At 71.1% G+C, this 20,802-nt stretch carries 25 protein-coding genes; 5 read left to right on the top strand and 20 right to left on the bottom strand.

What is annotated here, in order from left to right; all coding sequences use genetic code 11:
* Nucleotides 1–114 precede the first annotated feature (114 nt).
* The 11 genes from lgt to hisI form a co-directional block, all read right to left on the bottom strand.
* On the bottom strand, nucleotides 115–1,071 hold the full coding sequence (gene lgt, locus PXH83_RS05450; protein ID WP_274557293.1) for a prolipoprotein diacylglyceryl transferase: 957 nt from the start codon (nucleotides 1,069–1,071) through the stop codon (nucleotides 115–117).
* 80 nt (nucleotides 1,072–1,151) lie between these two features.
* Nucleotides 1,152–2,036 carry a DsbA family protein gene (locus tag PXH83_RS05455; RefSeq protein WP_274557295.1) on the bottom strand — a complete coding sequence of 295 codons (885 nt, stop codon included), beginning with the start codon at nucleotides 2,034–2,036 and terminating at the stop codon, nucleotides 1,152–1,154.
* Between the two features lie 72 nt (nucleotides 2,037–2,108).
* Nucleotides 2,109–2,933 (bottom strand): tryptophan synthase subunit alpha, encoded by an 825-nt coding sequence (gene trpA / locus PXH83_RS05460; protein ID WP_274557297.1) that lies wholly within the window; start codon nucleotides 2,931–2,933, stop codon nucleotides 2,109–2,111.
* The gene (trpB, locus tag PXH83_RS05465) at nucleotides 2,930–4,222 is read right to left on the bottom strand and encodes a tryptophan synthase subunit beta (RefSeq protein WP_274557300.1); all 1,293 of its coding nucleotides are present in this window, start codon (nucleotides 4,220–4,222) and stop codon (nucleotides 2,930–2,932) included. The genes trpA and trpB overlap by 4 nt, the downstream gene beginning before the upstream one ends.
* A gap of 121 nt (nucleotides 4,223–4,343) precedes the next feature.
* Nucleotides 4,344–4,562 (bottom strand): tryptophan biosynthesis modulator TrpM, encoded by a 219-nt coding sequence (trpM, locus tag PXH83_RS05470; RefSeq protein WP_274557302.1) that lies wholly within the window; start codon nucleotides 4,560–4,562, stop codon nucleotides 4,344–4,346.
* A 10-nt stretch (nucleotides 4,563–4,572) separates the two neighbouring features.
* Complete coding sequence (trpC, locus tag PXH83_RS05475) at nucleotides 4,573–5,382, bottom strand: indole-3-glycerol phosphate synthase TrpC (protein WP_214914815.1); 810 nt, start codon at nucleotides 5,380–5,382, stop codon at nucleotides 4,573–4,575.
* Between the two features lie 116 nt (nucleotides 5,383–5,498).
* Nucleotides 5,499–5,978, bottom strand: coding sequence for a DUF2752 domain-containing protein (locus PXH83_RS05480; protein WP_274557307.1), 480 nt, complete (start codon nucleotides 5,976–5,978; stop codon nucleotides 5,499–5,501).
* 66 nt (nucleotides 5,979–6,044) lie between these two features.
* Complete coding sequence (locus tag PXH83_RS05485; RefSeq protein ID WP_274562684.1) at nucleotides 6,045–6,293, bottom strand: HGxxPAAW family protein; 249 nt, start codon at nucleotides 6,291–6,293, stop codon at nucleotides 6,045–6,047.
* An 86-nt stretch (nucleotides 6,294–6,379) separates the two neighbouring features.
* Nucleotides 6,380–7,036 carry a TIGR02234 family membrane protein gene (locus PXH83_RS05490; protein WP_274557309.1) on the bottom strand — a complete coding sequence of 219 codons (657 nt, stop codon included), beginning with the start codon at nucleotides 7,034–7,036 and terminating at the stop codon, nucleotides 6,380–6,382.
* A gap of 32 nt (nucleotides 7,037–7,068) precedes the next feature.
* Complete coding sequence (locus tag PXH83_RS05495) at nucleotides 7,069–8,547, bottom strand: anthranilate synthase component I (protein WP_274557310.1); 1,479 nt, start codon at nucleotides 8,545–8,547, stop codon at nucleotides 7,069–7,071.
* Nucleotides 8,548–8,558: 11 nt separating this feature from the next.
* Complete coding sequence (gene hisI / locus PXH83_RS05500) at nucleotides 8,559–8,927, bottom strand: phosphoribosyl-AMP cyclohydrolase (RefSeq protein WP_251019927.1); 369 nt, start codon at nucleotides 8,925–8,927, stop codon at nucleotides 8,559–8,561.
* 104 nt (nucleotides 8,928–9,031) lie between these two features.
* On the opposite strand from hisI, the gene PXH83_RS05505 reads away from it, so the two are divergent.
* Nucleotides 9,032–9,670 carry a TIGR03085 family metal-binding protein gene (locus tag PXH83_RS05505; protein ID WP_274557313.1) on the top strand — a complete coding sequence of 213 codons (639 nt, stop codon included), beginning with the start codon at nucleotides 9,032–9,034 and terminating at the stop codon, nucleotides 9,668–9,670.
* Between the two features lie 182 nt (nucleotides 9,671–9,852).
* Here PXH83_RS05505 and hisF read toward each other — a convergent pair whose 3' ends face one another.
* Genes hisF through hisD form a run of 8 tightly spaced genes read right to left on the bottom strand, consistent with a single transcriptional unit; the run spans nucleotide 9,853 to nucleotide 15,566 of the window.
* On the bottom strand, nucleotides 9,853–10,608 hold the full coding sequence (gene hisF / locus PXH83_RS05510; protein ID WP_214914829.1) for an imidazole glycerol phosphate synthase subunit HisF: 756 nt from the start codon (nucleotides 10,606–10,608) through the stop codon (nucleotides 9,853–9,855).
* Nucleotides 10,605–11,006, bottom strand: coding sequence for a RidA family protein (locus tag PXH83_RS05515; RefSeq protein ID WP_274557319.1), 402 nt, complete (start codon nucleotides 11,004–11,006; stop codon nucleotides 10,605–10,607). The genes hisF and PXH83_RS05515 overlap by 4 nt, the downstream gene beginning before the upstream one ends.
* Complete coding sequence (priA, locus tag PXH83_RS05520) at nucleotides 11,003–11,731, bottom strand: bifunctional 1-(5-phosphoribosyl)-5-((5-phosphoribosylamino)methylideneamino)imidazole-4-carboxamide isomerase/phosphoribosylanthranilate isomerase PriA (protein ID WP_274557321.1); 729 nt, start codon at nucleotides 11,729–11,731, stop codon at nucleotides 11,003–11,005. Before priA ends, PXH83_RS05515 begins: the two co-directional genes overlap by 4 nt.
* The gene (hisH, locus tag PXH83_RS05525) at nucleotides 11,731–12,372 is read right to left on the bottom strand and encodes an imidazole glycerol phosphate synthase subunit HisH (protein ID WP_274557323.1); all 642 of its coding nucleotides are present in this window, start codon (nucleotides 12,370–12,372) and stop codon (nucleotides 11,731–11,733) included. Before hisH ends, priA begins: the two co-directional genes overlap by 1 nt.
* Nucleotides 12,369–12,536, bottom strand: a complete 168-nt coding sequence (locus PXH83_RS05530) for a hypothetical protein (RefSeq protein WP_214914840.1) — start codon at nucleotides 12,534–12,536, stop codon at nucleotides 12,369–12,371. Before PXH83_RS05530 ends, hisH begins: the two co-directional genes overlap by 4 nt.
* On the bottom strand, nucleotides 12,533–13,135 hold the full coding sequence (hisB, locus tag PXH83_RS05535) for an imidazoleglycerol-phosphate dehydratase HisB (RefSeq protein ID WP_274557327.1): 603 nt from the start codon (nucleotides 13,133–13,135) through the stop codon (nucleotides 12,533–12,535). The genes PXH83_RS05530 and hisB overlap by 4 nt, the downstream gene beginning before the upstream one ends.
* Nucleotides 13,132–14,247, bottom strand: coding sequence for a histidinol-phosphate transaminase (locus tag PXH83_RS05540; RefSeq protein WP_274557329.1), 1,116 nt, complete (start codon nucleotides 14,245–14,247; stop codon nucleotides 13,132–13,134). Before PXH83_RS05540 ends, hisB begins: the two co-directional genes overlap by 4 nt.
* A complete protein-coding gene (gene hisD / locus PXH83_RS05545) occupies nucleotides 14,244–15,566 on the bottom strand; it encodes a histidinol dehydrogenase (RefSeq protein WP_274557331.1) in 1,323 nt (440 codons plus the stop codon). The genes PXH83_RS05540 and hisD overlap by 4 nt, the downstream gene beginning before the upstream one ends.
* A gap of 204 nt (nucleotides 15,567–15,770) precedes the next feature.
* Between hisD and PXH83_RS05550 the strand changes: the two genes are divergently transcribed.
* The 4 genes from PXH83_RS05550 (at nucleotide 15,771) to ybaK (ending at nucleotide 19,822) form a co-directional block, all read left to right on the top strand.
* Nucleotides 15,771–17,318 (top strand): oxidoreductase, encoded by a 1,548-nt coding sequence (locus PXH83_RS05550; protein WP_420803210.1) that lies wholly within the window; start codon nucleotides 15,771–15,773, stop codon nucleotides 17,316–17,318.
* A gap of 154 nt (nucleotides 17,319–17,472) precedes the next feature.
* Nucleotides 17,473–18,510: a hypothetical protein gene (locus tag PXH83_RS05555; RefSeq protein WP_274557336.1), complete on the top strand. Its 1,038-nt coding sequence runs from the start codon at nucleotides 17,473–17,475 to the stop codon at nucleotides 18,508–18,510.
* A 5-nt stretch (nucleotides 18,511–18,515) separates the two neighbouring features.
* The gene (locus PXH83_RS05560; protein WP_274557338.1) at nucleotides 18,516–19,310 is read left to right on the top strand and encodes an LON peptidase substrate-binding domain-containing protein; all 795 of its coding nucleotides are present in this window, start codon (nucleotides 18,516–18,518) and stop codon (nucleotides 19,308–19,310) included.
* 17 nt (nucleotides 19,311–19,327) lie between these two features.
* Nucleotides 19,328–19,822, top strand: coding sequence for a Cys-tRNA(Pro) deacylase (gene ybaK, locus PXH83_RS05565; RefSeq protein WP_274557341.1), 495 nt, complete (start codon nucleotides 19,328–19,330; stop codon nucleotides 19,820–19,822).
* Nucleotides 19,823–19,990: 168 nt separating this feature from the next.
* Here ybaK and PXH83_RS05570 read toward each other — a convergent pair whose 3' ends face one another.
* Nucleotides 19,991–20,737, bottom strand: a complete 747-nt coding sequence (locus tag PXH83_RS05570) for an ABC transporter permease (RefSeq protein ID WP_274557344.1) — start codon at nucleotides 20,735–20,737, stop codon at nucleotides 19,991–19,993.
* Between the last annotated feature and the right edge of the window lie 65 nt (nucleotides 20,738–20,802).

Raw genomic sequence — 20,802 nt, forward strand, 5'->3', positions numbered from 1 at the left:
GCAGGATTTATTGCTCCCGCCAGCAAGGAAGGCCGTACTTACCAGGGCTCGGAGCATGCGAAAGGGCCGCCGGACCATGAGCGGTCCGGCGGCCCTGGGAGGCTGTTTCGGCGGTCAGGCCTTGTCGGCCGAGGCCCCGTCCTTCACGTCGGAATCGCCGTCCTCCGGGTCGGAGGCACCGTCCTGCGTGTCCTGCGCGTCGGGCTCGGCGTCATGCGGGTCGCCCTTGGCCTCGCCGTCGGCCTTCGGCAGCTCGGCCGCCTTCGGCTCGACGATTTCCTCACGGCCCGGCCGGAGCTTCGCGGAGATCACGATGTACACGACCGCGAACACGAATACGACGATCGAGGTCCATACGTTGAGGCGCAGCCCCAGCACATGGTGCGCCTCGTCGACGCGCATGTACTCGATCCAGCCGCGGCCGGCGCAGTACAGGGCGACGTACAGGGCGAAGACGCGGCCGTGTCCGAGCTTGAAGCGGCGGTCGGCCCAGATGACCAGCAGCGCGGCGCCGATGCACCACAGCGACTCGTACAGGAAGGTCGGGTGGTACAGGCCCGCCTCACGGTTCACGCCCTCGGAGATCTTGAGCGCCCAGGGGAGATCCGTCGGCTTCCCGTAGAGCTCCTGGTTGAACCAGTTGCCCCAGCGGCCGATGGCCTGCGCGAAGGCGAGGCCGGGGGCCAGCGCGTCGGCCCAGGCCGGGAGCGGGATCCCGCGTCGGCGGCAGCCGATCCAGGCGCCCACCGCACCGAGCGCGACGGCGCCCCAGATGCCGAGGCCGCCCTCCCAGATCTTGAAGGCGTCGACCCAGTTCTTACCCTCGCTGAAATACAGCTGGTAGTCGGTGATGACGTGATAGAGCCGTCCGCCGACGAGGCCGAAGGGCACCGCCCATACGGCGATGTCGGCCACGGTGCCGGCATTGCCTCCCCGGGCGACCCACCGCTTGTTGCCGTACCAGACGGCGACGAAGACGCCAATGATGATGCAGAACGCGTAGCCGCGGAGCGGGATCGGTCCGAGCTCGATCACACCGGTCGACGGGCTGGGAATATAGGCAAGTTCCATGGCAGGGTCGACGCTACCCTGCCGGGCGGGGCGTACGGCAACCCACCCGGCAACGTCTGGATAACGAGGCCGGTGCGCGGCTACGGCAATAGCGGCGGAGTCGGAGCCTGGGTCGGCGTCTGGGTCGGTGTCGGCGTCCGGGGCGGGGTCGAGGCCGGCGTCGGGGACGCCGTCCCGGGCTTCTTGCCCTTGTTCGCCTCGGCGACCCACTTCTTCAGGTTCTCGGGCGAGATCTGCTCATTGCCCTTCCGCGGGAAGATCGACTCCCCGTTGAGCTGCACTGTCGGCGTCCCGCTGAAGTTGCCCTTCTGGAACGCCTCGTTGGACTTGCGCACCCAGCCGTCGTGCGTCCCGTTGTTCACGCACTGCCTGAACGTATCCGTGACGAGCCCGTCGACCTTGCCGGCCAGCTCGATCAGACGGGCGTTCTTGCCGAAGGCGTCATCGGTCTCGGCCGGCTGGTTCTGGTACAGCACGTCGTGGTACGGGACGAACTTCCCGGCGCCCTGCGCGCACCCGGCGGCATTGGCGGCCCGCAGGGATCCGGTGCCGCCCAGGTTCCCGTCGATGAGCGTGGCCAGGTGGTACTCGGTCTTGATCTGGCCCGCCGCCTCCAGCTCATGGATCGTGTCCCGGAAGGCGTTCTCGAACTGGGCGCAGGCCGGGCAGCGGAAGTCCTCCCACACCGTGAGCGTCGACGGCGCGTCCTTCGCCCCCACGGGAATCGTCGGACCGCCCTTGTCATCCGTGCCCGCGGGCGCCACCACGGGGCCCGCGGTGTCGTCGCCGTCCGAGCCCGCGTTGGCGGCGATGAGCCCCACCACGGCCGCCAGGCCCAGCGCGGCGACCACGGCGGCGGCCACGATCATGGTCCGCCTGCGCTTCTCGCGGGCCTTGTGCGCCTCGCGCTCCTGAATGAGCCGCTCGCGGGCGGTTCGTTTTCCCTCACGGTTCTTGTCATTCACACCCGCAGCAACGAACCGGGGAGGCACCAGCGCGCCTCCCCGGTCCAGGTCCACCCGTTCGGACTACACCGCTCAGTTGTTCCCGCGGCCCCCGCGTACGCCGTCGGCCAGCTCCGCCGCGAGCGCCCTCACGGCTTCCAGACCGGCGGCCTCGTCCGGCGCGTCGAGCAGCCGCTGGACGAAGGCCGAGCCGACGATCACGCCGTCCGCGAAGGCGGCGACCTCCTTGGCCTGCACGGCGTTGGAAACGCCGAGCCCGACGCACACCGGCAGGCCGGTCGTCGCACGCGTCCTGCGCACCAGGTCCTGCGCCTGCTCGCCGACCGACTCGCGGGTGCCTGTCACGCCCATCAGCGACGCGGCGTAGACGAAGCCGGAGCCCGCCGCCGTGATCGTGGCGAGGCGCTCGTCCTTGCTGCTCGGCGCGACCACGAAGACCGTGGCCAGGCCGTGCTTCTGGGCGTGCTCACGCCACAGCGCCGACTCCTGCACCGGCAGGTCGGGCAGAATGCAGCCCGCGCCGCCCGCCTCCGCCAGCTCCGCGGTGAAGCGCTCGACGCCGTACCGGTCGATGGGGTTCCAGTACGTCATGACAAGCACCGGCGCACCGGTCGCCTCGTACGCCTCGCGCACCGTGCGCATCACGTCGGCGATCTTCACGCCGCCGCGCAGCGCGATGTCGTCGGCGGTCTGGATGACCGGGCCGTCGAGCACCGGGTCGCTGTGCGGCAGTCCGATCTCGACCACGTCGGCGCCGCCCGCCAGGACCGCCTTCACGGCTTCGATGCCGCCGTCCACGGTCGGGAATCCGGCCGGGAGGTAGGCGATGAGGGCGGACCGGTCCTCGGACCTGGTCCGCTCCAGGGTGTCGCTCAGCAGCTGAATGTTCCCGCTCACTTGGTGTCCCTCTGGATCTCGGCGGCGCCGTTGGCGGCGGAGGCGTCGGCCTCGACCGCGGCGTCGGTGTCGTACAGGCCGAAGTAGCGGGCGGCCGTGTCCATGTCCTTGTCGCCGCGCCCGGACAGGTTGACCAGGATCAGCCCGTCCTTGCCCAGTTCCTTGCCGACCTCCAGCGCACCGGCGAGCGCGTGCGCGCTCTCGATGGCCGGGATGATGCCCTCGGTGCGGGACAGGAGCAGCAGCGCCTGCATCGCCGCGTCGTCCGTCACGGCCCGGTATTCGGCGCGCTGGCTGTCCTTGAGGTACGCGTGCTCGGGGCCGATGCCCGGGTAGTCGAGGCCCGCCGAGATCGAGTAGGGCTCGGTGATCTGGCCCTCCTCGTCCTGGAGGACGTACGACCGCGAGCCGTGCAGGATGCCGGGCTCGCCCGCGGACAGGGTGGCCGCGTGCTCGCCGGTCTCGATGCCGTGCCCGGCGGGCTCGCAGCCGATGAGACGTACGTCCGCGTCCGGGATGAAGGCGTGGAAGAGACCGATGGCGTTGGACCCGCCGCCGACGCAGGCGACCGCCGCGTCGGGCAGCCGTCCCGTGCGCTCCAGGATCTGGCGGCGTGCCTCGACACCGATGACCCGGTGGAAGTCGCGGACCATGGCGGGGAAGGGGTGCGGGCCGGCGACCGTGCCGAAGAGGTAGTGCGTACGGTCGACATTGGCGACCCAGTCGCGGAACGCCTCGTTGATGGCGTCCTTCAGGGTGCGGCTGCCGGACTTCACGGCGACGACCTCGGCACCGAGCATCCGCATGCGGGCGACGTTGAGCGCCTGGCGCTCGGTGTCGATCTCGCCCATGTAGATGGTGCATTCGAGGCCGAAGAGGGCGCACGCGGTGGCGGTGGCGACGCCGTGCTGGCCGGCGCCGGTCTCCGCGATCACGCGCGTCTTGCCCATGCGCTTGGTGAGCAGCGCCTGGCCGAGCACGTTGTTGATCTTGTGTGAGCCGGTGTGGTTGAGGTCTTCGCGCTTGAGGAAGACCCGTGCCCCGCCCGCGTGTTGGGCGAACCGGGACACCTCCGTGAGGGAGCTCGGGCGGCCCGTGTAATTGACCATCAGGTCGTTCAGTTCGGCCGCGAAGGCCGGGTCGGTCTTGGCCTTGTCGTACTCGACCGCGACCTCGTCGACCGCGGCGACCAGCGCCTCGGGGATGAACTTGCCGCCGAACGCGCCGAAGTAGCCCTCGGTGTTGGGAACTTGACCGTCCGGGTCCGGGATGAAGAAGTCGGAAGACATCCGGGTACTCCTCAGAAGGGGCTGACGCCCCATTAAGAATCAACGGGTGGACTTCACCGTGTGCGCCGCGCGCGCAGAGCCGCAGCAGTACGCATTTCAGGCGTACCGGGGCACGGGGTTGCTACAGCGCGCCTTCGGGGCGCCATCGCATGCCGTTGATCTGGCCGGGCTCGGACCCGATGTGGTACCGCACCCGCCGTCCCAGCACCCGCCGCGCCGGTGCCCTGCACCCACGCGGACGGCACCCGCGCGCCAGCGGCGCATGCGGGTCGCGCGTCGGGGCCCCGGACAAGCTCAGTGCCTGCCGGGTGAGTGCGGCGGTGCGGCGGTGCGGGGTCATGTCGGCGGGGTCAGCTCCGTCCGTGCCGCAGCGCCGGGTGGGCGCCCGCGGCGACCAGGTCGGCGACGGCGGCCTTCGGGTCGCGTCCGGTGACCAGGGACTCCCCCACGAGCACCGCGTCGGCGCCCGCGTTCGCGTACGCGATGAGGTCGTGCGGGCCGCGGACGCCGGACTCGGCGACCGTCACGATGCCCGCGGGGACCTCGGGTGCGACCCGCTCGAACGTGCCGCGGTCGACCTTGAGCGTCTTGAGGTTGCGCGCGTTGATTCCGATGATCTTCGCGCCGGCCTCGACCGCGCGCTCGACCTCTTCCTCGTCGTGCGCCTCGACCAGCGGCGTGAGCCCGATGGACTCGGCACGCTCGATCAGGGAGACCAGGGCCTCCTGCTCCAGGGCGGCCACGATCAGCAGCGCCAGGTCGGCGCCGTACGCCCGCGCCTCCCACAGCTGGTAGGCCGTGACGATGAAGTCCTTGCGCAGCACCGGAATGTCGACCTTGGCGCGCACGGCCTCCAGGTCGGCCAGCGAGCCGCCGAAGCGGCGCTGCTCGGTCAGTACGGAGATGACGGCCGCGCCGCCCGCTTCGTAGTCGGCGGCGAGCCCTGCGGGATCCGCGATCGCGGCCAGCGCGCCCTTCGACGGGCTGGAGCGCTTGACCTCGCAAATGACCTTGACGCCGTCGCCGCGCAGTGCGGCGACTCCGTCCTTGGCCTGCGGGGCCTTGGCCGCGCGGTCCTTGAGCTCGTCGAGGCTGACGCGTTCCTGCCGCTCTGCGAGGTCGGCGAGGACGCCTTCGATGATCTCGTCGAGCACACTCACGCGAGCGGCCCCCTTCCGGGACTGTGATGGTGGGCCAGGATCAGCCACTTCCGATGTTATCCGCAGGAGGCCTCAGGTCTCGCATCGAGTTGACGTCTGTCCCACTACCTGGGACTTTACGGCGCCAAGGCCGAGCCGAACGGCAAATTCCGGATAACGCTGAAGATCGCCGCCACGGCGCCGATGCTCCACCAGTACACGGGCCTGAGGGTGATCCTCATCGGGATCCCCTTGGTGGCACGCACGACCCAGACGGCCCACAGCACGGCGAAGACCCCGTAGCCGACGACGGCCATGGCATTGGCCCCCAAGGCGGCCGCCAGATCGCCGGTGGCGACGCCGTGCGCGCTGCGCAGTCCGCCGCACCCCGGGCAGTAGATCCCGGTGATCTGGAGCAGCGGGCAGACCGGGTAGTGGCCGGGCTCGTTGGGGTCGACGGCTCCGACGTACGCGAAGGCCGCGGCGACGCCCGCCAGCGTGGCCACCGGTGCGGCGAGCCGCCGGGCAAGCGGCGCCCCGGCGGGGGCGGCCGGGGGCGGCGGAGGGGCGGGGGCAGGAGAAGGCAAGGCGTCCACGGGCCGATTGTCCACGCTCATGAAGAAAGGCGCAGCCCCGTTCGGGCTGCGCCTCAACATCCAGGCCGGTGAAGGCCGGCCAGGGGCTCAGTGGGCCTGCAGCTCTCCGGCCTCCGCGCGCGCCCGGCGCAGCTCCTCGGACTCCTTCGGCATGCCGAGACCCGCGGCCTTCATGGCCAGACCGACAACACCACCGAGCAGTACGACCGCGCAACCGGCCCAGAAGCCGAGCGGTTCGGCCAGGACCATGAAGGCGCCCGCGATGCAGAAACCGATGAAGGAGATGGTGACACCGGTCCAGGCGGCCGGGGTGTGTCCGTGGCTGTTGCCCGCCATGTGCTGCTCCTCGTTGCTGTTGCTCTGTGGTGGTCGTACGTCGTTGCCCATTGTCCCGTACCCGGCCCGGTGCTCCGAGTCGGGGGTCACCCGTCGCGCGTCGGGTCCTCGCCCCGGTCCAGTGCCTTCCAGAGGTCCTCGGGCCGGTCCGGGTCAGGGGCGGGTGCCGCCTTGCGGGGGCGGGGGGTGCCGTCGCGCTCGTAGCGGCCGGACATGGCGGGCCAGGTCCGGCCGTACCGCAGGGCGAGGAGCCCGGCGATCAGGAGCAGCAGGCCGCCGACGGCGGTCACGTACGGCCAGGCGGTGTGCGTCAGCGACTCGGCGGTGGCGGCGGTGTCGCCGGTCATCTTGGCCGCCTTCTCGTCGAGCGCTCCGCTGTCCGAGGCGCCCAGGAAGGCGGTGGCGGCGGCGCCCGCGCCGCTCAGTGCGAGCAGCGCGGAGACCAGCAGCCTGCCGCCACTGCGGACGGCGAAGACGGCGACGAGCGCGGCGAGGCCGACGACGGCCAGCGCGGCGGGGGCGCCTGTGACGTCCCGCCCCTCGGCGTCGAGCGGCAGCGCGCTGCCTCCGACGGCAGCCGCACCCTCGGCCCAGGTCTGGCCCGAGGCGAGGAGCACGACGGCGGCGCCGAGGGCGCCGAGCAGCAGGGCGGCGGCGAGACTGCGGCGGCCCGCCGAAGCGGCGGGCCCTGCCTGGCCGTCGCTTCGCGGAATCGGAAGGGGTACGGGGGATGCGGCACTCACGGGTCCCACTATCCCTTACGTCCCGTTCGCGGTCAGAGGCGGTTCGCCGTGTGCACCGCGCGCAGCACCGCGGCCGCCTTGTTGCGGCACTCGGTGTCCTCGGCGACGGGGTCGGAATCGGCCACCACACCGGCCCCGGCCTGCACGTATGCCGTGCCGTCGCGCAGCAGGGCGGTACGGATGGCGATGGCGGTGTCGGAGTCGCCCGCGAAGTCGAGATAGCCGACGCAGCCGCCGTACAGCCCGCGGCGGGAGGGTTCGAGCTCCTCGATGATCTGCATCGCGCGCGGCTTCGGGGCTCCGGAGAGGGTCCCGGCCGGGAAGCAGGCGGTCAGCACGTCGAAGGCGGTCCGTCCCGGCGCGACCCGCCCGGTCACGGTGGAGACGATGTGCATGACGTGCGAGTACCGCTCGACGGACATGAAGTCGACGACCTCGACGCTGCCCGGCTCACAGACCCGGCCCAGGTCGTTGCGGCCGAGGTCGACGAGCATCAGGTGCTCGGCGCGCTCCTTGGGGTCGGCGAGCAGCTCGTCGGCCAGTGCCTGGTCCTCCTGCGGCGTCGCGCCGCGGTGCCTGGTCCCCGCGATCGGGTGCACCATCGCGCGCCCGTCCTCGACCTTGACCAGCGCCTCGGGGCTGGAGCCGACGACGTCGAAGCCGTCGAAGCGGAAGAGGTACATGTACGGGGAGGGGTTGGTGGCGCGCAGGACCCGGTAGACGTCCAGTGCGCTCGCCGTGCAGGGCGTCTCGAAGCGCTGGGACGGTACGACCTGGAATGCCTCGCCCGCGCGGATGCGCTCCTTGATGTCGACGACGGCGTCCTGGTAGGCCTCGCCGCCCCACAGCGCGGTGTACGGCGGTAGTTCGGACGGCGGCAGCGCGGCGGGCGCGGTCGGCACGGGCCTGCTCAGGTCGGCTTCCATGGCGTCGAGCCGGGAGACGGCGTCCGCGTAGGCCTCGTCGACGCCGGTGTCGAGGTCGTTGTGGTTGATCGCGTTGGCGATCAGCAGGACGGTGCCGTCCCAGTGGTCGAGTACGGCGAGGTCCGAGGTGAGGAGCATGGTCAGCTCGGGGAGCCTCAGGTCGTCGCGGCCCTGCTCGCCGATCTTCTCCAGGCGCCGCACGATGTCGTACCCGAGATAGCCGACCATGCCTCCGGTGAAGGGCGGCAGGCCGCGCGCGAGGTCGTGCGGGGTGTGCAGCGTCTCGATGGTGACGCGCAGCGCGTCCAGCGGGTCGCCGCCCACCGGTACGCCGACAGGCGGCGTACCGAGCCAGTGCGCCTGGCCGTCGCGCGCGGTCAGGGTGGCGGCGCTGCGTACACCGACGAAGGAATACCGGGACCAGGAGCGGCCGTTCTCGGCGGACTCCAGGAGGAAGGTGCCGGTCCGCTCGGCGGCGAGCTTGCGGTAGAGGCCGACGGGGGTGTCGCCGTCCGCGAGCAGCTTGCGGCTGACGGGGATGACGCGCCGGTCTACGGCCAGCTTGCGGAAGGTCTCGATATCCATGGCCGGTGACCTTACTTCGCGAGTGGGAGGAGTACGCCGGAGTCGAAACAGGTGCGGTCGCCCGTGTGGCAGGCGGCGCCGACCTGGTCGACCTGGACGAGGACCGTGTCGGCGTCGCAGTCCAGGGCGACGGACTTGACGTGCTGGAAGTGCCCGGAGGTGTCGCCCTTGACCCAGTACTCCTGGCGGCTGCGCGACCAGTACGTGCAGCGGCCCGTGGTGAGGGTCCGGTGGAGCGCCTCGTCGTCCATCCAGCCGAGCATGAGCACCTCGCCGGTGTCGTACTGCTGGGCGATGGCCGGGACCAGGCCGTCGGGGCTCCGCTTGAGGCGGGCGGCGACGGCGGGGTCGAGGTTGCTTGAGCGGGGCGTACTGGTCATGTCCGCCATTGTGCCGCGCCCGGGGCGCCGGGCATTCGACCAGTCCGGTCGTTGGACGCGCGGCGCCGTGGCCGTAGCGGGGTTGCGGTCGTACGCTGGCCGTCATGTCGACCCATGCCAAGCGTGAACGGCTCCTCCTCGCCGACCTGCTGGAGGCTGCCGGACCCGATGCCCCGACGCTGTGCGACGGCTGGAGCACCCGTGAACTCGCCGCCCATGTGGTGGTCCGCGAGCGCCGCGCGGACGCTGCGGGCGGGATAGTGCTGGGGGTGCTGAAGAGCCGGCTGGAGCGGGTGCAGGCGGAGTTCGCCGCCAAGCCGTACGAGGAGCTGATCCAGCTCATCCGTACGGGGCCGCCGCGGATGTCTCCGTACGCCCTGAAGCAGCTCGACGAGGCCGCCAACACCGTGGAGTTCTACGTCCACGCGGAGGACGTGCGGCGGGCACAGCCGGACTGGACGCCGCGCGAGCTCGACGCCGTCTTCGCCAATGTGCTGTGGTCGCGGATCGAGAAGGTCGCGCGGCTGCTGGGCCGGAAGTCGCCGGTGGGTGTGGTGCTGCGGCGGCCCGACGGGCAGACGGCGGTGGCGCACCGGGGGACGCCGGTGGTGACGGTTACCGGGGAGCCGGGGGAGCTGGTGCTTTTCGCCTTCGGGCGGCAGGACGCGGCGAAGGTGGAGCTGGAGGGGGACGAGGCGGCGATCGCGCGGCTGGCCGAGGTGAAGCTTGGTATTGCCATGTAGGGCGGGCGGAGCTTTTGTTTCCCCTGCCCGCCCCTTCCCGAACTGGGGCGCTGCCCCAGACCTCGGTCCTCAAACGCCGGACGGCTGAAAGAATTCAGCCCGTTGGGCGTCCCCGGGGGTCTGGGGGCTTGCCCCCAGTTTCGGGAAAGGGGCGGGTAGGGGAACAGCGCCGCAGGCCGCCCCTACCGCACCGGGTGCCCCGCCTCGCGCAGCGTGTCCTTGACCTGGGAGATGCGCAGGTCTCCGAAGTGGAAGACCGACGCCGCCAGCACCGCGTCCGCCCCCGCCTCGATCGCCGGCGGGAAGTGTTCGAGGCGCCCCGCGCCTCCGGACGCGATCACGGGCACCGTGACGTGCTTGCGTACCGCCGCGATCATCTCCGTGTCGTAGCCGTCCTTCGTACCGTCCGCGTCCATCGAGTTGAGCAGGATCTCCCCCGCGCCCAGTTCGGCCGCGCGGTGTGCCCACTCGACGGCGTCGATGCCGGCGGACTTGCGGCCGCCGTGCGTGGTGACCTCGAAGGACCCCGACTCGGTACGGCGCGCGTCGACCGAAAGCACCAGCACCTGGCGCCCGAAGCGCTCCGCGATCTCGCGGATCAGGTCGGGGCGGGCGATCGCCGCGGTGTTGACGCCGACCTTGTCCGCGCCGGCCCGCAGCAGCTTGTCGACGTCCTCGGTGGTGCGTACGCCGCCGCCGACCGTCAGCGGGATGAAGACCTGCTCGGCGGTGCGGCGCACCACGTCGTAGGTGGTCTCCCGGTTGCCGGACGAGGCGGTGATGTCCAGGAACGTCAGCTCGTCGGCGCCCTCGGCGTCGTACAGCTTGGCCATCTCGACGGGGTCGCCCGCGTCGCGGAGGTTCTGGAAGTTGACGCCCTTGACGACCCGGCCGTTGTCCACGTCCAGGCAGGGGATCACTCGGACCGCGAGAGTCATGACGTCACGTCTCCCCGATAGGCCTCGACCTCTACCTCGACCACCAGGCGGGGGTCGACGAAGCCGGAGACGATGAGCATTGACGAGGCGGGGCGTGCGGCGTCGAACAGCTCCTTGTGGGCGCGGCCGACCTCCTCCACGTCCCGGGCGTGGGTGATGTACATCCGCGTACGCACCACGTGCTCGCTGCCGAGACCGAGCTGCTTCAGCGCGCCGAGGGCGACGTTGAAGGAGTTGACCGCCTGCTCGTAGGGGCCGCCGTCGGCGATGTGACCGTCGATCATCGACGTGCAGCCGGCGACCAGGACCAGGCCGTTGGGCAGCTCCACCGCGCGGGAGTAGCCGAAGGTCTCCTCCCACGGGGCTCCGGTGCTCACCCGGCGTACGGAGTCGGTCATGAAGCCACCGCCGCGAGCGCCTCTTCCAGCGTGAACGCCTTGGCGTACAGCGCCTTTCCGACGATCGCGCCCTCCACGCCCTGCGGGACGAGCGACGCGATGGCGCGCAGGTCGTCGAGGGAGGAGACGCCGCCGGAGGCGACGACGGGCTTGTCGGTCGCGGCGCAGACGTTCTTCAGGAGCTCCAGGTTGGGGCCCTGGAGGGTGCCGTCCTTGGCAATGTCGGTGACGACGTAGCGGGCGCAGCCCTCGGAGTCGAGGCGGGCGAGCGTCTCGTAGAGGTCGCCGCCGTCGCGGGTCCAGCCGCGGCCGCGCAGGGTCGTGCCCCGTACGTCCAGGCCGACCGCGATCTTGTCGCCGTACTCGGCAATGACCTTGGCGACCCACTCGGGGGTCTCCAGCGCGGCCGTACCGAGGTTGACGCGGGTGCAGCCGGTGGCGAGGGCGGCGGCGAGCGAGGCGTCGTCGCGGATGCCGCCGGACAGCTCGACCTTGATGTCCATGGAGCGGGCGACCTCGGCGATCTGCGCGCGGTTGTCGCCGGTGCCGAAGGCCGCGTCGAGGTCGACGAGGTGCAGCCACTCGGCGCCGGCCTGCTGCCAGGTGAGGGCGGCCTGGAGGGGATCGCCGTACGACGTCTCCGAGCCGGACTCGCCATGGACGAGGCGGACGGCCTGGCCGTCGCGGACGTCGACGGCGGGGAGCAGTTCGAGCTTGTGGGACATCAGAGGGTTCCGATCCAGTTGGTCAGCAGCTGGGCTCCGGCGTCGCCGGACTTCTCGGGGTGGAACTGGGTCGCCCACAGCGCACCGTTCTCGACGGCGGCCACGAAGCGCTCGCCGTGCGTGGACCAAGTGACGTGCGGGGCACGGATCTTGGCGTTGGTGACTTCCAGGCTCCAGTCGTGCACGGCGTACGAGTGCACGAAGTAGTAGCGCGCTTCGGCGTCGAGACCGGCGAAGAGCTCGCTGTCCTCGGGGGCTTCGACGGTGTTCCAGCCCATGTGCGGGACAACCGGTGCCTTGAGCGGGCCGACCGTGCCGGGCCACTCGTCGAGGCCTTCGGTCTCCACGCCGTGCTCGATGCCACGCTCGAAGAGGATCTGCATGCCCACGCAGATGCCCATGACCGGGCGGCCGCCGGAGAGCCTGCGGCCGACGATCCAGTCGCCGCGCGCCTCGCGCAGCCCCTTCATGCAGGCGGAGAAGGCTCCGACGCCGGGGACCAGCAGTCCGTCGGCGTTCATGGCCTTGTCGTAGTCGCGGGTGATCTCGACGTCCGCGCCGACGTGGGCGAGGGCCCGCTCGGCGGAACGGACGTTGCCGAAGCCGTAGTCGAAGACGACGACCTTCTTCTGTTCGCTCATGCCCAGAGTCCTTGAATTCGCATGACACCGGCGACCAGGCACATGACGGCGCCGATACCGAGCAGCGCGATGACGCCCTTGGGCAGCTGCTGCTTCCAGAAGGAGTACACGCCGCCGAGCAGGAAGAGTCCGACGACGATCAGGATGGTGGAGAGGCCTGTCACAGTGCGCCCTTGGTCGAGGGAAGAATGCCGGCGGCGCGCGGGTCGTGCTCCGACGCGTACCGCAGGGCCCTGGCGAGGGCCTTGAACTGGCACTCCACGATGTGGTGCGCGTTGCGTCCGTACGGGACGTGCACGTGCAGGGCGATCTGGGCCTGGGCGACGAAGGACTCCAGGATGTGCCGGGTCATCGTGGTGTCGTACTCGCCGATCATCGGCGCCATGTTCTCCGGCTCGGTGTGTACGAGGTACGGGCGGCCGGAGAGGTCGACGGTGACCTGGGCGAGCGACTCGTCCAGCGGGACCGTGCAGTTGCCGAAGCGGTAGATGCCGACCTTGTCGCCGAGCGCCTGCTTGAAGGCGGCGCCGAGCGCGAGGGCGGTGTCCTCGATCGTGTGGTGCGAGTCGATGTGCAGGTCGCCGTCGGTCTTCACGGTGAGGTCGAAGAGGCCGTGGCGGCCGAGCTGGTCGAGCATGTGGTCGTAGAAGCCGACGCCTGTCGACACATCGACCTTGCCGGTGCCGTCGAGGTTGATCTCGACGACGACTGACGTCTCCTTGGTGGTGCGCTCGATCCTGCCGATGCGGCCAACGCGAGTCATGAGCTCTGCTCCTTCTTGAGTTCGCGTACCGCATCCAGGAACGCGTCGTTCTCTTCGGGGGTGCCGGCGGTGACCCGCAACCAGCCCGGTACGTCGTTGTCGCGGACCAGGACGCCGTGGTCGAGGATCCGCTGCCAGGCCGCGTGCGAGCCCCCTGGGCCGTCGAACCGGCCGAACTGGACGAAGTTGGCGTCCGAGTCCGTGACCTCGAAGCCGATCACGCGCAGCTCGCTGACCAGGCGGTCCCGCTCGGCCTTGAGCTGCTCCACGTACCCGAGCAGCGTATCGGTGTGTTCGAGCGCGGCGAGCGCGGTGGCCTGGGTGACGGACGACAGGTGGTACGGCAGGCGCACCAGCTGTACGGCGTCGACCACCGCGGGGTCGGCGGCGAGGTAGCCGAGGCGCAGGCCCGCGGCGCCGAAGGCCTTGGACATGGTGCGGGAAAGCACCATGTTCGGCCGGCCCTCGATCAGCGGCAGGAGGGAGGGGTGGTGGCTGAATTCGGCGTACGCCTCGTCGACGACCACCAGGGACGGCTTGGCCGCCTGGGCCGCTTCGTACAGCGCGAGGACGGTGTCCGACCCGACCGCTGTGCCCGTGGGGTTGTTGGGGGAGGTGATGAAGACGACGTCGGGGCGGTTCTCGGCGATGGCCTTCTCGGCCGCCGCGACGTCGATCGTGAAGTCCTCGTTGCGCGGGCCGGAGATCCAGCCGGTGCCGGTGCCGCGGGAGATGAGGGCGTGCATCGAGTACGACGGCTCGAAGCCGATGGCGGTGCGGCCGGGGCCGCCGAAGGTCTGGAGCAGCTGCTGGAGGACCTCGTTGGAGCCGTTGGCCGCCCAGACGTTGGCGACGCCAACCTTGTACCCGGCGGTGCGGGTGAGGTAGCGGGCCAGCTCGGTGCGCAGCTCGACGGCGTCCCGGTCGGGGTAGCGGTTGAGCTCGCGGGCGGCGTCGCGGACGCGCTCGGCGATGCGGTCGACGAGCGCGTCGGGGAGCGCGTACGGGTTCTCGTTGGTGTTGAGGCGTACGGCCACGTCCAACTGGGGGGCGCCGTAGGGGGACTTGCCTCGGAGCTCGTCGCGGATGGGGAGGTCGTCAATGCGGGTCATTGCGTCGGCACCTTCCATCCGAACCTTGCCTTGAGCGCAGCCCCGTGCGCCGGCAGGTCCTCCGCCTCCGCCAGCGTCACCACGTGGTGGGTGACGTCGGCGAGTGCTTCGCGCGTGTAGTCCACGATGTGGATGCCGCGCAGGAAGGACTGGACGGACAGGCCCGAGGAGTGGCAGGCGCAGCCGCCGGTCGGCAGGACGTGGTTCGAGCCGGCGCAATAGTCGCCGAGCGAGACCGGGGCGTACGGGCCGACGAAGATCGCGCCCGCGTTGCGCACCCTCCTGGCGAGCGCGGCGGCGTCGGCGGTCTGGATCTCCAAGTGCTCGGCGCCGTACGCGTTGACGACCTTGAGGCCCTCTTCCATGCCGTCGACGAGGACGATGGAGGACTGCTTGCCCGCGAGCGCCGGAATGATCCGGTCCGCGCTGTGCTTGGTGGCTTCGACCTGCGGTCCGAGTTCCTTCTCGACCGCGTCCGCGAGTTCCTCGGAGTCGGTGACGAGGACGGCGGCGGCCAGCGGGTCGTGCTCGGCCTGGCTGATCAGGTCGGCGGCGACGTGTGCCGGGTCCGCGGTGTCGTCGGCGAGGACCGCGATCTCGGTCGGGCCGGCCTCGGTGTCGATGCCGATCAGGCCGGTGAAGTAGCGCTTGGCCGCGGCGACCCAGATGTTGCCGGGGCCCGTGACCATGTTGACCGGCGCGCACTCGTCCGTCCCGTACGCGAACATCGCGACGGCCGTGGCGCCGCCGGCGGCGTACACCTCGTCGATGCCGAGCAGTGCGCAGGCGGCCAGGATCGTCGGGTGCGGCAGGCCGCCGAACTCGTTCTGCGCGGGGGAGGCGAGGGCGATCGACTCGACGCCGGCCTCCTGCGCCGGGACCACGTTCATGATCACGGAGGACGGGTAGACGGACCGGCCGCCGGGCGCGTACAGCCCCACCCGCTCGACCGGCACCCACCGCTCGGTGACCGTGCCGCCGGGCACCACCTGGGTGGTGTGCTCGCTGCGGCGCTGCTCGCGGTGGACGATCCGCGCCCGGCGGATCGACTCCTCCAGGGCAGCCCTGACCTGCGGGTCGAGCTGTTCCAGGGCGCTGCTCAGCGCCTCGGCGGGCACCCGGACCCGCTCAAGTTTTACGCCGTCGAATTTCTCCGCGTACTCGATCAGCGCGGCTGTGCCCCGATGATGTACGTCCTCGCAGATGGGACGCACCTTTTCCAGGGCGGCCTGTACGTCGAAGTCGGCACGGGGCAGCAGGTCGCGCAGGTCGGCGCCCTCGGGGAGGGCATCGCCGCGCAGATCGATTCGGGAGATCACGCGTCAATTCTCTCAGACCCCATCCGGCCGTCGAGCGCCCGTATCACTGGCTGATACACGCCCCACCGGTCATTCCTCACCACTAGCGTTCAGCCCGTCACTCAGAGGGAAGAACTGCTGTACGAATCGGCGAAAGGGGCGGCCTTGACCGAGCCGCAGCAAGACGTCGAAGCGCCCGGCTGGCTCAGTGCGGCGGAGCTGGGCATGTGGCAGGCGTTCCGCAATGGAAGTACCTACGATCTTCGCACCCGCAATCCCGTCCTTGACGATCCCATGTCCACCAGACCCTGGGCTCCCGAGCGCACCGTCCGCGCCCGCGTCGTCGCGCTGCTGCTGCTGAGCGGTCCGCCCGCGCTGGCCGGCCGGGTCGCCGCGCTCAAGCTCAACGGCGTACAGATCACCGGCACCCTCAAGCTCGCGGGCGGGCGTGTCGAGCCGTACGTCGAACTGAACAACTGCCGCTTCGAGAAGGAGGTGCTGCTGCCGGAGTGCCGCTTCGTGACGCTGCGCATGGTGGGCTGCGCCATCCCCCGCCTCGAAGCCGCCCGGCTGCAGACCGAGGGCGACCTGCATCTGCCGCGTTGTCAGGTCCCTGGCGGCATCCGGCTCACCGACGCGCAGATCGGCACTGATCTGCTGATCAACCAGATCGTGGTCCACCAGGACCGTATCGGCCGCTCGATCGCCGCCGACGGGCTGTCCGTCGCGCAGGACCTCCAGGCCGAAATGATCGAATCGCACGGCGAGTTCAGCATGCGCGGAGCGACCGTCGGAGTCTCGCTGAGCCTGCGGGGCAGCCGACTGCGCGGCCCGTACGGCGTGGAGGGACGGCGGGCGCTGAACGCCCCGCAGCTCACCGTGGGGCGGACGCTCTACCTGACGCCGGCCGGGATAAGCCCCCGCGGCCTCGGCCCGGGCGCCACCCCGCCGTACGGCATCGGGAACACGCCGGTGCGCGGCACGCGCGTCCAGCGGTTCGAGTGCGACGGCGGGATCCGGCTGGACGACGGGCGGTTCGGCGACGCGGTGGACCTGGGCAGCGCGAGGTTCATGATGTCGCTGGGGCAGGAGGTTTCGCTGCGCCGGATCCAGACACCCGAGCTGCGGTTCCTCGGCGAGCGGCCGGAACAGGGGAAGTTCGTGCTGTCCGGCGCGAAGGTGGGCAACCTCGTCGACAAGGCGGACAGCTGGCCGGGCCCGGGCGGCCTGACCATGGACGGCTTCGGCTACGAGAAACTCGTACCGCGCGGGCCGTTCCCGCTGTCCCGGCGGCTTGCGTGGGTGACGGCCGCGACCCCGGAGTACGCCCCCGAGCCGTACGAACGTCTCGCCACCGTCCTGCGCGGCAGCGGCGAGGACGCCGACGCCCGCGAAGTACTGCTCGCCAAGCACCGCAGGCGCCGCGAGACGCTGCCGCTCGCCGGGAAGCTGTGGGGCGTGATCCAGGACTGGACAGTGGCGTACGGCTACCGGCCCGGGCGGGCGGCGGTGTGGATGACCGTGCTGTGGGCGGCGGGGGCGGTGGCCTTCTCCCGGCTCGACCCGGCCGCGATCAAGCCGGAGGAGCACCCGAAGTGGAACGCGTCCCTCTTCGCCCTGGATCTGCTGCTGCCGGTGATCAACCTGGGGCAGGACGGGTACTGGCGCCTGGAGAGCGCCTGGCAATGGGCGGCGGCCGCGCTGATCCTGCTCGGCTGGGTGCTGGCGACGACGGTCGCGGCGGGGGCGTCACGACTGCTGCGGCGGGGGTGAGGCGGGGGCGCGTCCCGGGGGCCCGGCCCCCGGCCTCACGTGCCGGATTCGCATCACTTCTTTACCGCCCCTTGACTTGCCGGCGCACAACCTTTCAGGCCGATACGAAAGTTTCACAGCCACCTCTTGGCACGCCCCCCACCTGCGGTTTTCAATGGTCCGCACCATGCCATTCCTCCGCGCACTGATCAGCACCGCGCGCATGATCCGCCACACCCCCGAGCTCGCCGCCGGACTTGTCGCCGACGACGAGGTGCTGCTCGACGTCCCCGACGAGCGGCTGGGTCCGACGCTCGTCGCCGCCGCCGTCGGCGACTACGGCCCCGCTGCCAAGCTCCTCGCCACGACCCGCGAGGCCGCCGAGTGGGAGAACCGCGACCGGTACACCACGCGCCTCGCCACCTTCGCGCACAGCCGCCAGGACTGGCTCGACGACTGGCTTGCCGTCGCCCCGCGCGACACCGACGCCCTGCTGGTCAAGGCCGAACTCGCGGTGAGCCGGGCCTGGGCGTCACCGGCCAGGGCCGAGCGGCTGCGCGAGGTCGGCCCGCTGATCGACGCGGCCGCCGAGGGCGCTCCGCGCGACCCCGTGCCGTGGCGCATCGCCCTTGACCATGCGCGCGGTACGCATGCCTCGCACACCGCCTTCGAGGAGCTGTGGGGGGAGGCGGTGGGGCGTTCCTCGCACCACTACGGCTGCCATGTCTCGGCCCTCCAGTACCTCTCCGCCCAGTGGTACGGCTCACACCGCGAGTGCTTCGACTTCGCCGAACAGGCCGCGGAGGACGCCCTTCCGGGATCGCTGGTGCAGGCGCTGCCCGTACGCGCGGCCTTCGCCCACCTGCTGAGCGGTGACAGCACGGTGATCCCGCACGAGCGCGTCGATGCCGCCGCCGACCTCGCGATCGCGCTCTCCGCCGAATACGAGGCAGGCGACCCGTGGCCGGCCGAGGTACGCAATCTCCTGACGTACATCCTGGTCACGCGGGGGCGCTGGGCCGATGCGCTGGAACAGTTCCGGCTGATCGGGCCCTACGCGACGTCGTTCCCCTGGACGTACCTGAGTGACGACGCGCTTGGCCAGTTTCTGGAGTTGCGCGACGGCGCGAGAATCCAGGTCGCCTCCGCGATGCCTTTGCGGCCTTTGCGCAGGACGGCCCGTCGTATCAGCTCCGACGGCCATTACGCTTGAGCGCTGTGACCACCGCTCGCCTTCCCCTCTTCCCGCTGAACTCGGTACTTTTCCCCGGACTCGTGCTGCCGCTGAACATCTTCGAGGAGCGTTATCGCGCCATGATGCGCGATCTGTCGAAGGCCGCGGAGTCGGCCGACTCCCCGGACCCGGCCGGCGCCGACGGCTCCTCCGGCGCGTCCGCGGACGATCCGCGCCGCTTCGTGGTGGTCGCCATCCGCGACGGACGCGAGGTCGCTCCCACCGCGCCCGGCATGCCGGACGCCACGAGCACGACCGAGCGCGGCCCCGCCGCGGGCTTCGGCTCCGACCCCATCCAGGCCTTCCACCGGGTCGGATGCATCGCGGACGCGGCGACGATCCGCGAGCTCGAGAACGGCAGTTACGAGGTGCTGGCCACCGGCACGAAGCGGGTGAAGCTGCTCTCGGTCGACGCGAGCGGCCCGTACCTCACCGCCGAGGTGGAGGAGCTGCCCGAGGAGCCGGGCGACAGCGCGGGCGCGCTCGCCGAGGGCGTCCTGCGGGCCTTCCGCAGCTACCAGAAGCGGCTCGCGGGGGCGCGGGAGCGCTCGCTGACGACGGGAGCGGAGCTGCCGGACGAGCCGTCCGTGGTGTCGTACCTGGTCGCGGCCGCGACGGTACTGGACATCCCGGCGAAGCAGCGCCTGCTGCAGGCGCCCGACACGGCGACGCGGCTGCGCGAGGAGCTGAAGCTCCTGCGCGCCGAGACGGCCGTTATCCGCCACCTGCCCTCACTCCCCGCCGTCGAACTGACCCGGGACCCCACCAGCCCCAACTGACCGGAGGCAGAGCCCCAGTGGCCAAGAAGAAGCACCCGTCCGCAGGCACCCCCGCAACGGTCGCGCTGACCGCGACCGGGACGGCGTACACCCTCCACGCGTACGAGCACGACCCGGCGGTCCCGTCGTACGGCGAGGAGGCCGCCGAGGCCCTGGGCGTCCCGCCGGACCGCGTCTTCAAGACCCTGGTGGCCGACGTCGACGGCAGCCTCACGGTGGCGGTGGTCCCGGTGGCGGGCTCGCTGGACCTCAAGGCGCTGGCGGCGGCAGTCGGCGGAAAGCGGGCGACGATGGCGGACCCGGCGGCGGCGGAACGCACCACGGGCTACGTCAGGGGCGGCATCTCCCCGCTGGGCCAGCGCAAGAAGCTCCGTACGGTCCTCGACGCGTCGGCCTCGTCGCACGAGACAGTGTGCATCTCGGCGGGCCGCCGGGGCCTGGAGGTCGAACTGGCCCCTGCGGACCTGGCAACGCTCACGGAAGCGGTAATCGCCCCGATCGGGCGCGCGTAACGTCTCGACAGGGAGCGGGTCCTGGGGCGCGCGAGGCGGCGCACGAATTCTTTCCCCACAAACGGGGGTCTGGGGGCTTGCCCCCAGTTCGGGAAGAATGGGGTCTCCCCTGCTCGAACGAAGTTGAGAGCTTGGGGAAGGGTAGGGGAAACAGAACCGCTACCCGCGTCAGGGCATACGGTCCCCGGCCCCCGGCCCCGCCCCAGGACCAGGCCCCGCGTCGGGACCAGGCGCACCCGCCGCCGGGCCGGGCGGCGGCCCGTACGCCGGCATCCCCCAATGCGGCGACTCCGGCTCCGGATCCCGCGCACCGAACAGCGCCGTAAGCGCCAGATGAACCAGCAGCGCAGCCAGCGGCCACGCCAGCAGCGCGCCCTTCGCACCGAGTTCGAGCGGCGCGTCGAAGGTGACCCCCTCGCCGACCTCCCGCGCGTGCGCGACCACGTCGTCCGTAGGGCCGAACCAGACGCCGATGCCCCACGCCAGCAGCGAGCCGAACAGCCCGCCCAGCGCGAGCCCCACCACCAGCGGGATCCCCCCGCGCCGGTTGAACCAGAAGGCCAGGGCCGCACTCACCGCGCCGAACGCGAGAGCCAGCAGCGCGAACGTGCCGTCCGCGCCCACCGCCTCCTCACCCTCGGTGTCCTTGAGGAAGACCGCCTTGTCGGTGGAGACCAGCGGAACGTTCGGCGCCAGCCACAGCCACAGCAGCCCCAGGGCCACACCCATGACCGTCGACGCCAGGACGACCACGGAGGCCCTGACCACCTCCATCGACAGACTGGTGTCGTCGTCCACAGCGGGATAGGGCGATCCCGCAGGGTCGGAGTGGGCGTGGGGAACGGCCCCGGCGTCGGACTTCTGCCAGGGGTCGTTCGGCGGCTGCCGGTGAGGCGGCGTCAGAGGAGCAGTCACCCTGCCATCGTGCCAGGCCCACCCGGCCCACGCCTCACCGGACTGCTGCCGGGCCTGCACCGGAC

The sequence above is a fragment of the Streptomyces spiramyceticus genome, assembly GCF_028807635.1.
Classification (GTDB): Bacteria; Actinomycetota; Actinomycetes; order Streptomycetales; family Streptomycetaceae; genus Streptomyces; species Streptomyces spiramyceticus.

What these genes read in the sequence shown, in the direction of transcription:
- PXH83_RS05480 (WP_274557307.1), bottom strand. Translation starts at nt 5,978, where the DNA reads ATGAGCGTGGACAATCGGCCCGTGGACGCCTTGCCTTCTCCTGCCCCC.
- PXH83_RS05505 (WP_274557313.1), top strand. Translation starts at nt 9,032, where the DNA reads ATGTCGACCCATGCCAAGCGTGAACGGCTCCTCCTCGCCGACCTGCTG.
- trpM (WP_274557302.1), bottom strand. Translation starts at nt 4,562, where the DNA reads ATGACCCCGCACCGCCGCACCGCCGCACTCACCCGGCAGGCACTGAGC.
- PXH83_RS05540 (WP_274557329.1), bottom strand. Translation starts at nt 14,247, where the DNA reads ATGACCCGCATTGACGACCTCCCCATCCGCGACGAGCTCCGAGGCAAG.
- hisH (WP_274557323.1), bottom strand. Translation starts at nt 12,372, where the DNA reads ATGAGCGAACAGAAGAAGGTCGTCGTCTTCGACTACGGCTTCGGCAAC.
- PXH83_RS05550 (WP_420803210.1), top strand. Translation starts at nt 15,771, where the DNA reads ATGTGGCAGGCGTTCCGCAATGGAAGTACCTACGATCTTCGCACCCGC.
- trpB (WP_274557300.1), bottom strand. Translation starts at nt 4,222, where the DNA reads ATGTCTTCCGACTTCTTCATCCCGGACCCGGACGGTCAAGTTCCCAAC.
- PXH83_RS05495 (WP_274557310.1), bottom strand. Translation starts at nt 8,547, where the DNA reads ATGGATATCGAGACCTTCCGCAAGCTGGCCGTAGACCGGCGCGTCATC.
- hisF (WP_214914829.1), bottom strand. Translation starts at nt 10,608, where the DNA reads ATGACTCTCGCGGTCCGAGTGATCCCCTGCCTGGACGTGGACAACGGC.
- PXH83_RS05485 (WP_274562684.1), bottom strand. Translation starts at nt 6,293, where the DNA reads ATGGCGGGCAACAGCCACGGACACACCCCGGCCGCCTGGACCGGTGTC.
- PXH83_RS05515 (WP_274557319.1), bottom strand. Translation starts at nt 11,006, where the DNA reads ATGACCGACTCCGTACGCCGGGTGAGCACCGGAGCCCCGTGGGAGGAG.
- priA (WP_274557321.1), bottom strand. Translation starts at nt 11,731, where the DNA reads ATGTCCCACAAGCTCGAACTGCTCCCCGCCGTCGACGTCCGCGACGGC.
- lgt (WP_274557293.1), bottom strand. Translation starts at nt 1,071, where the DNA reads ATGGAACTTGCCTATATTCCCAGCCCGTCGACCGGTGTGATCGAGCTC.
- PXH83_RS05555 (WP_274557336.1), top strand. Translation starts at nt 17,473, where the DNA reads ATGGTCCGCACCATGCCATTCCTCCGCGCACTGATCAGCACCGCGCGC.
- hisI (WP_251019927.1), bottom strand. Translation starts at nt 8,927, where the DNA reads ATGACCAGTACGCCCCGCTCAAGCAACCTCGACCCCGCCGTCGCCGCC.
- hisB (WP_274557327.1), bottom strand. Translation starts at nt 13,135, where the DNA reads ATGACTCGCGTTGGCCGCATCGGCAGGATCGAGCGCACCACCAAGGAG.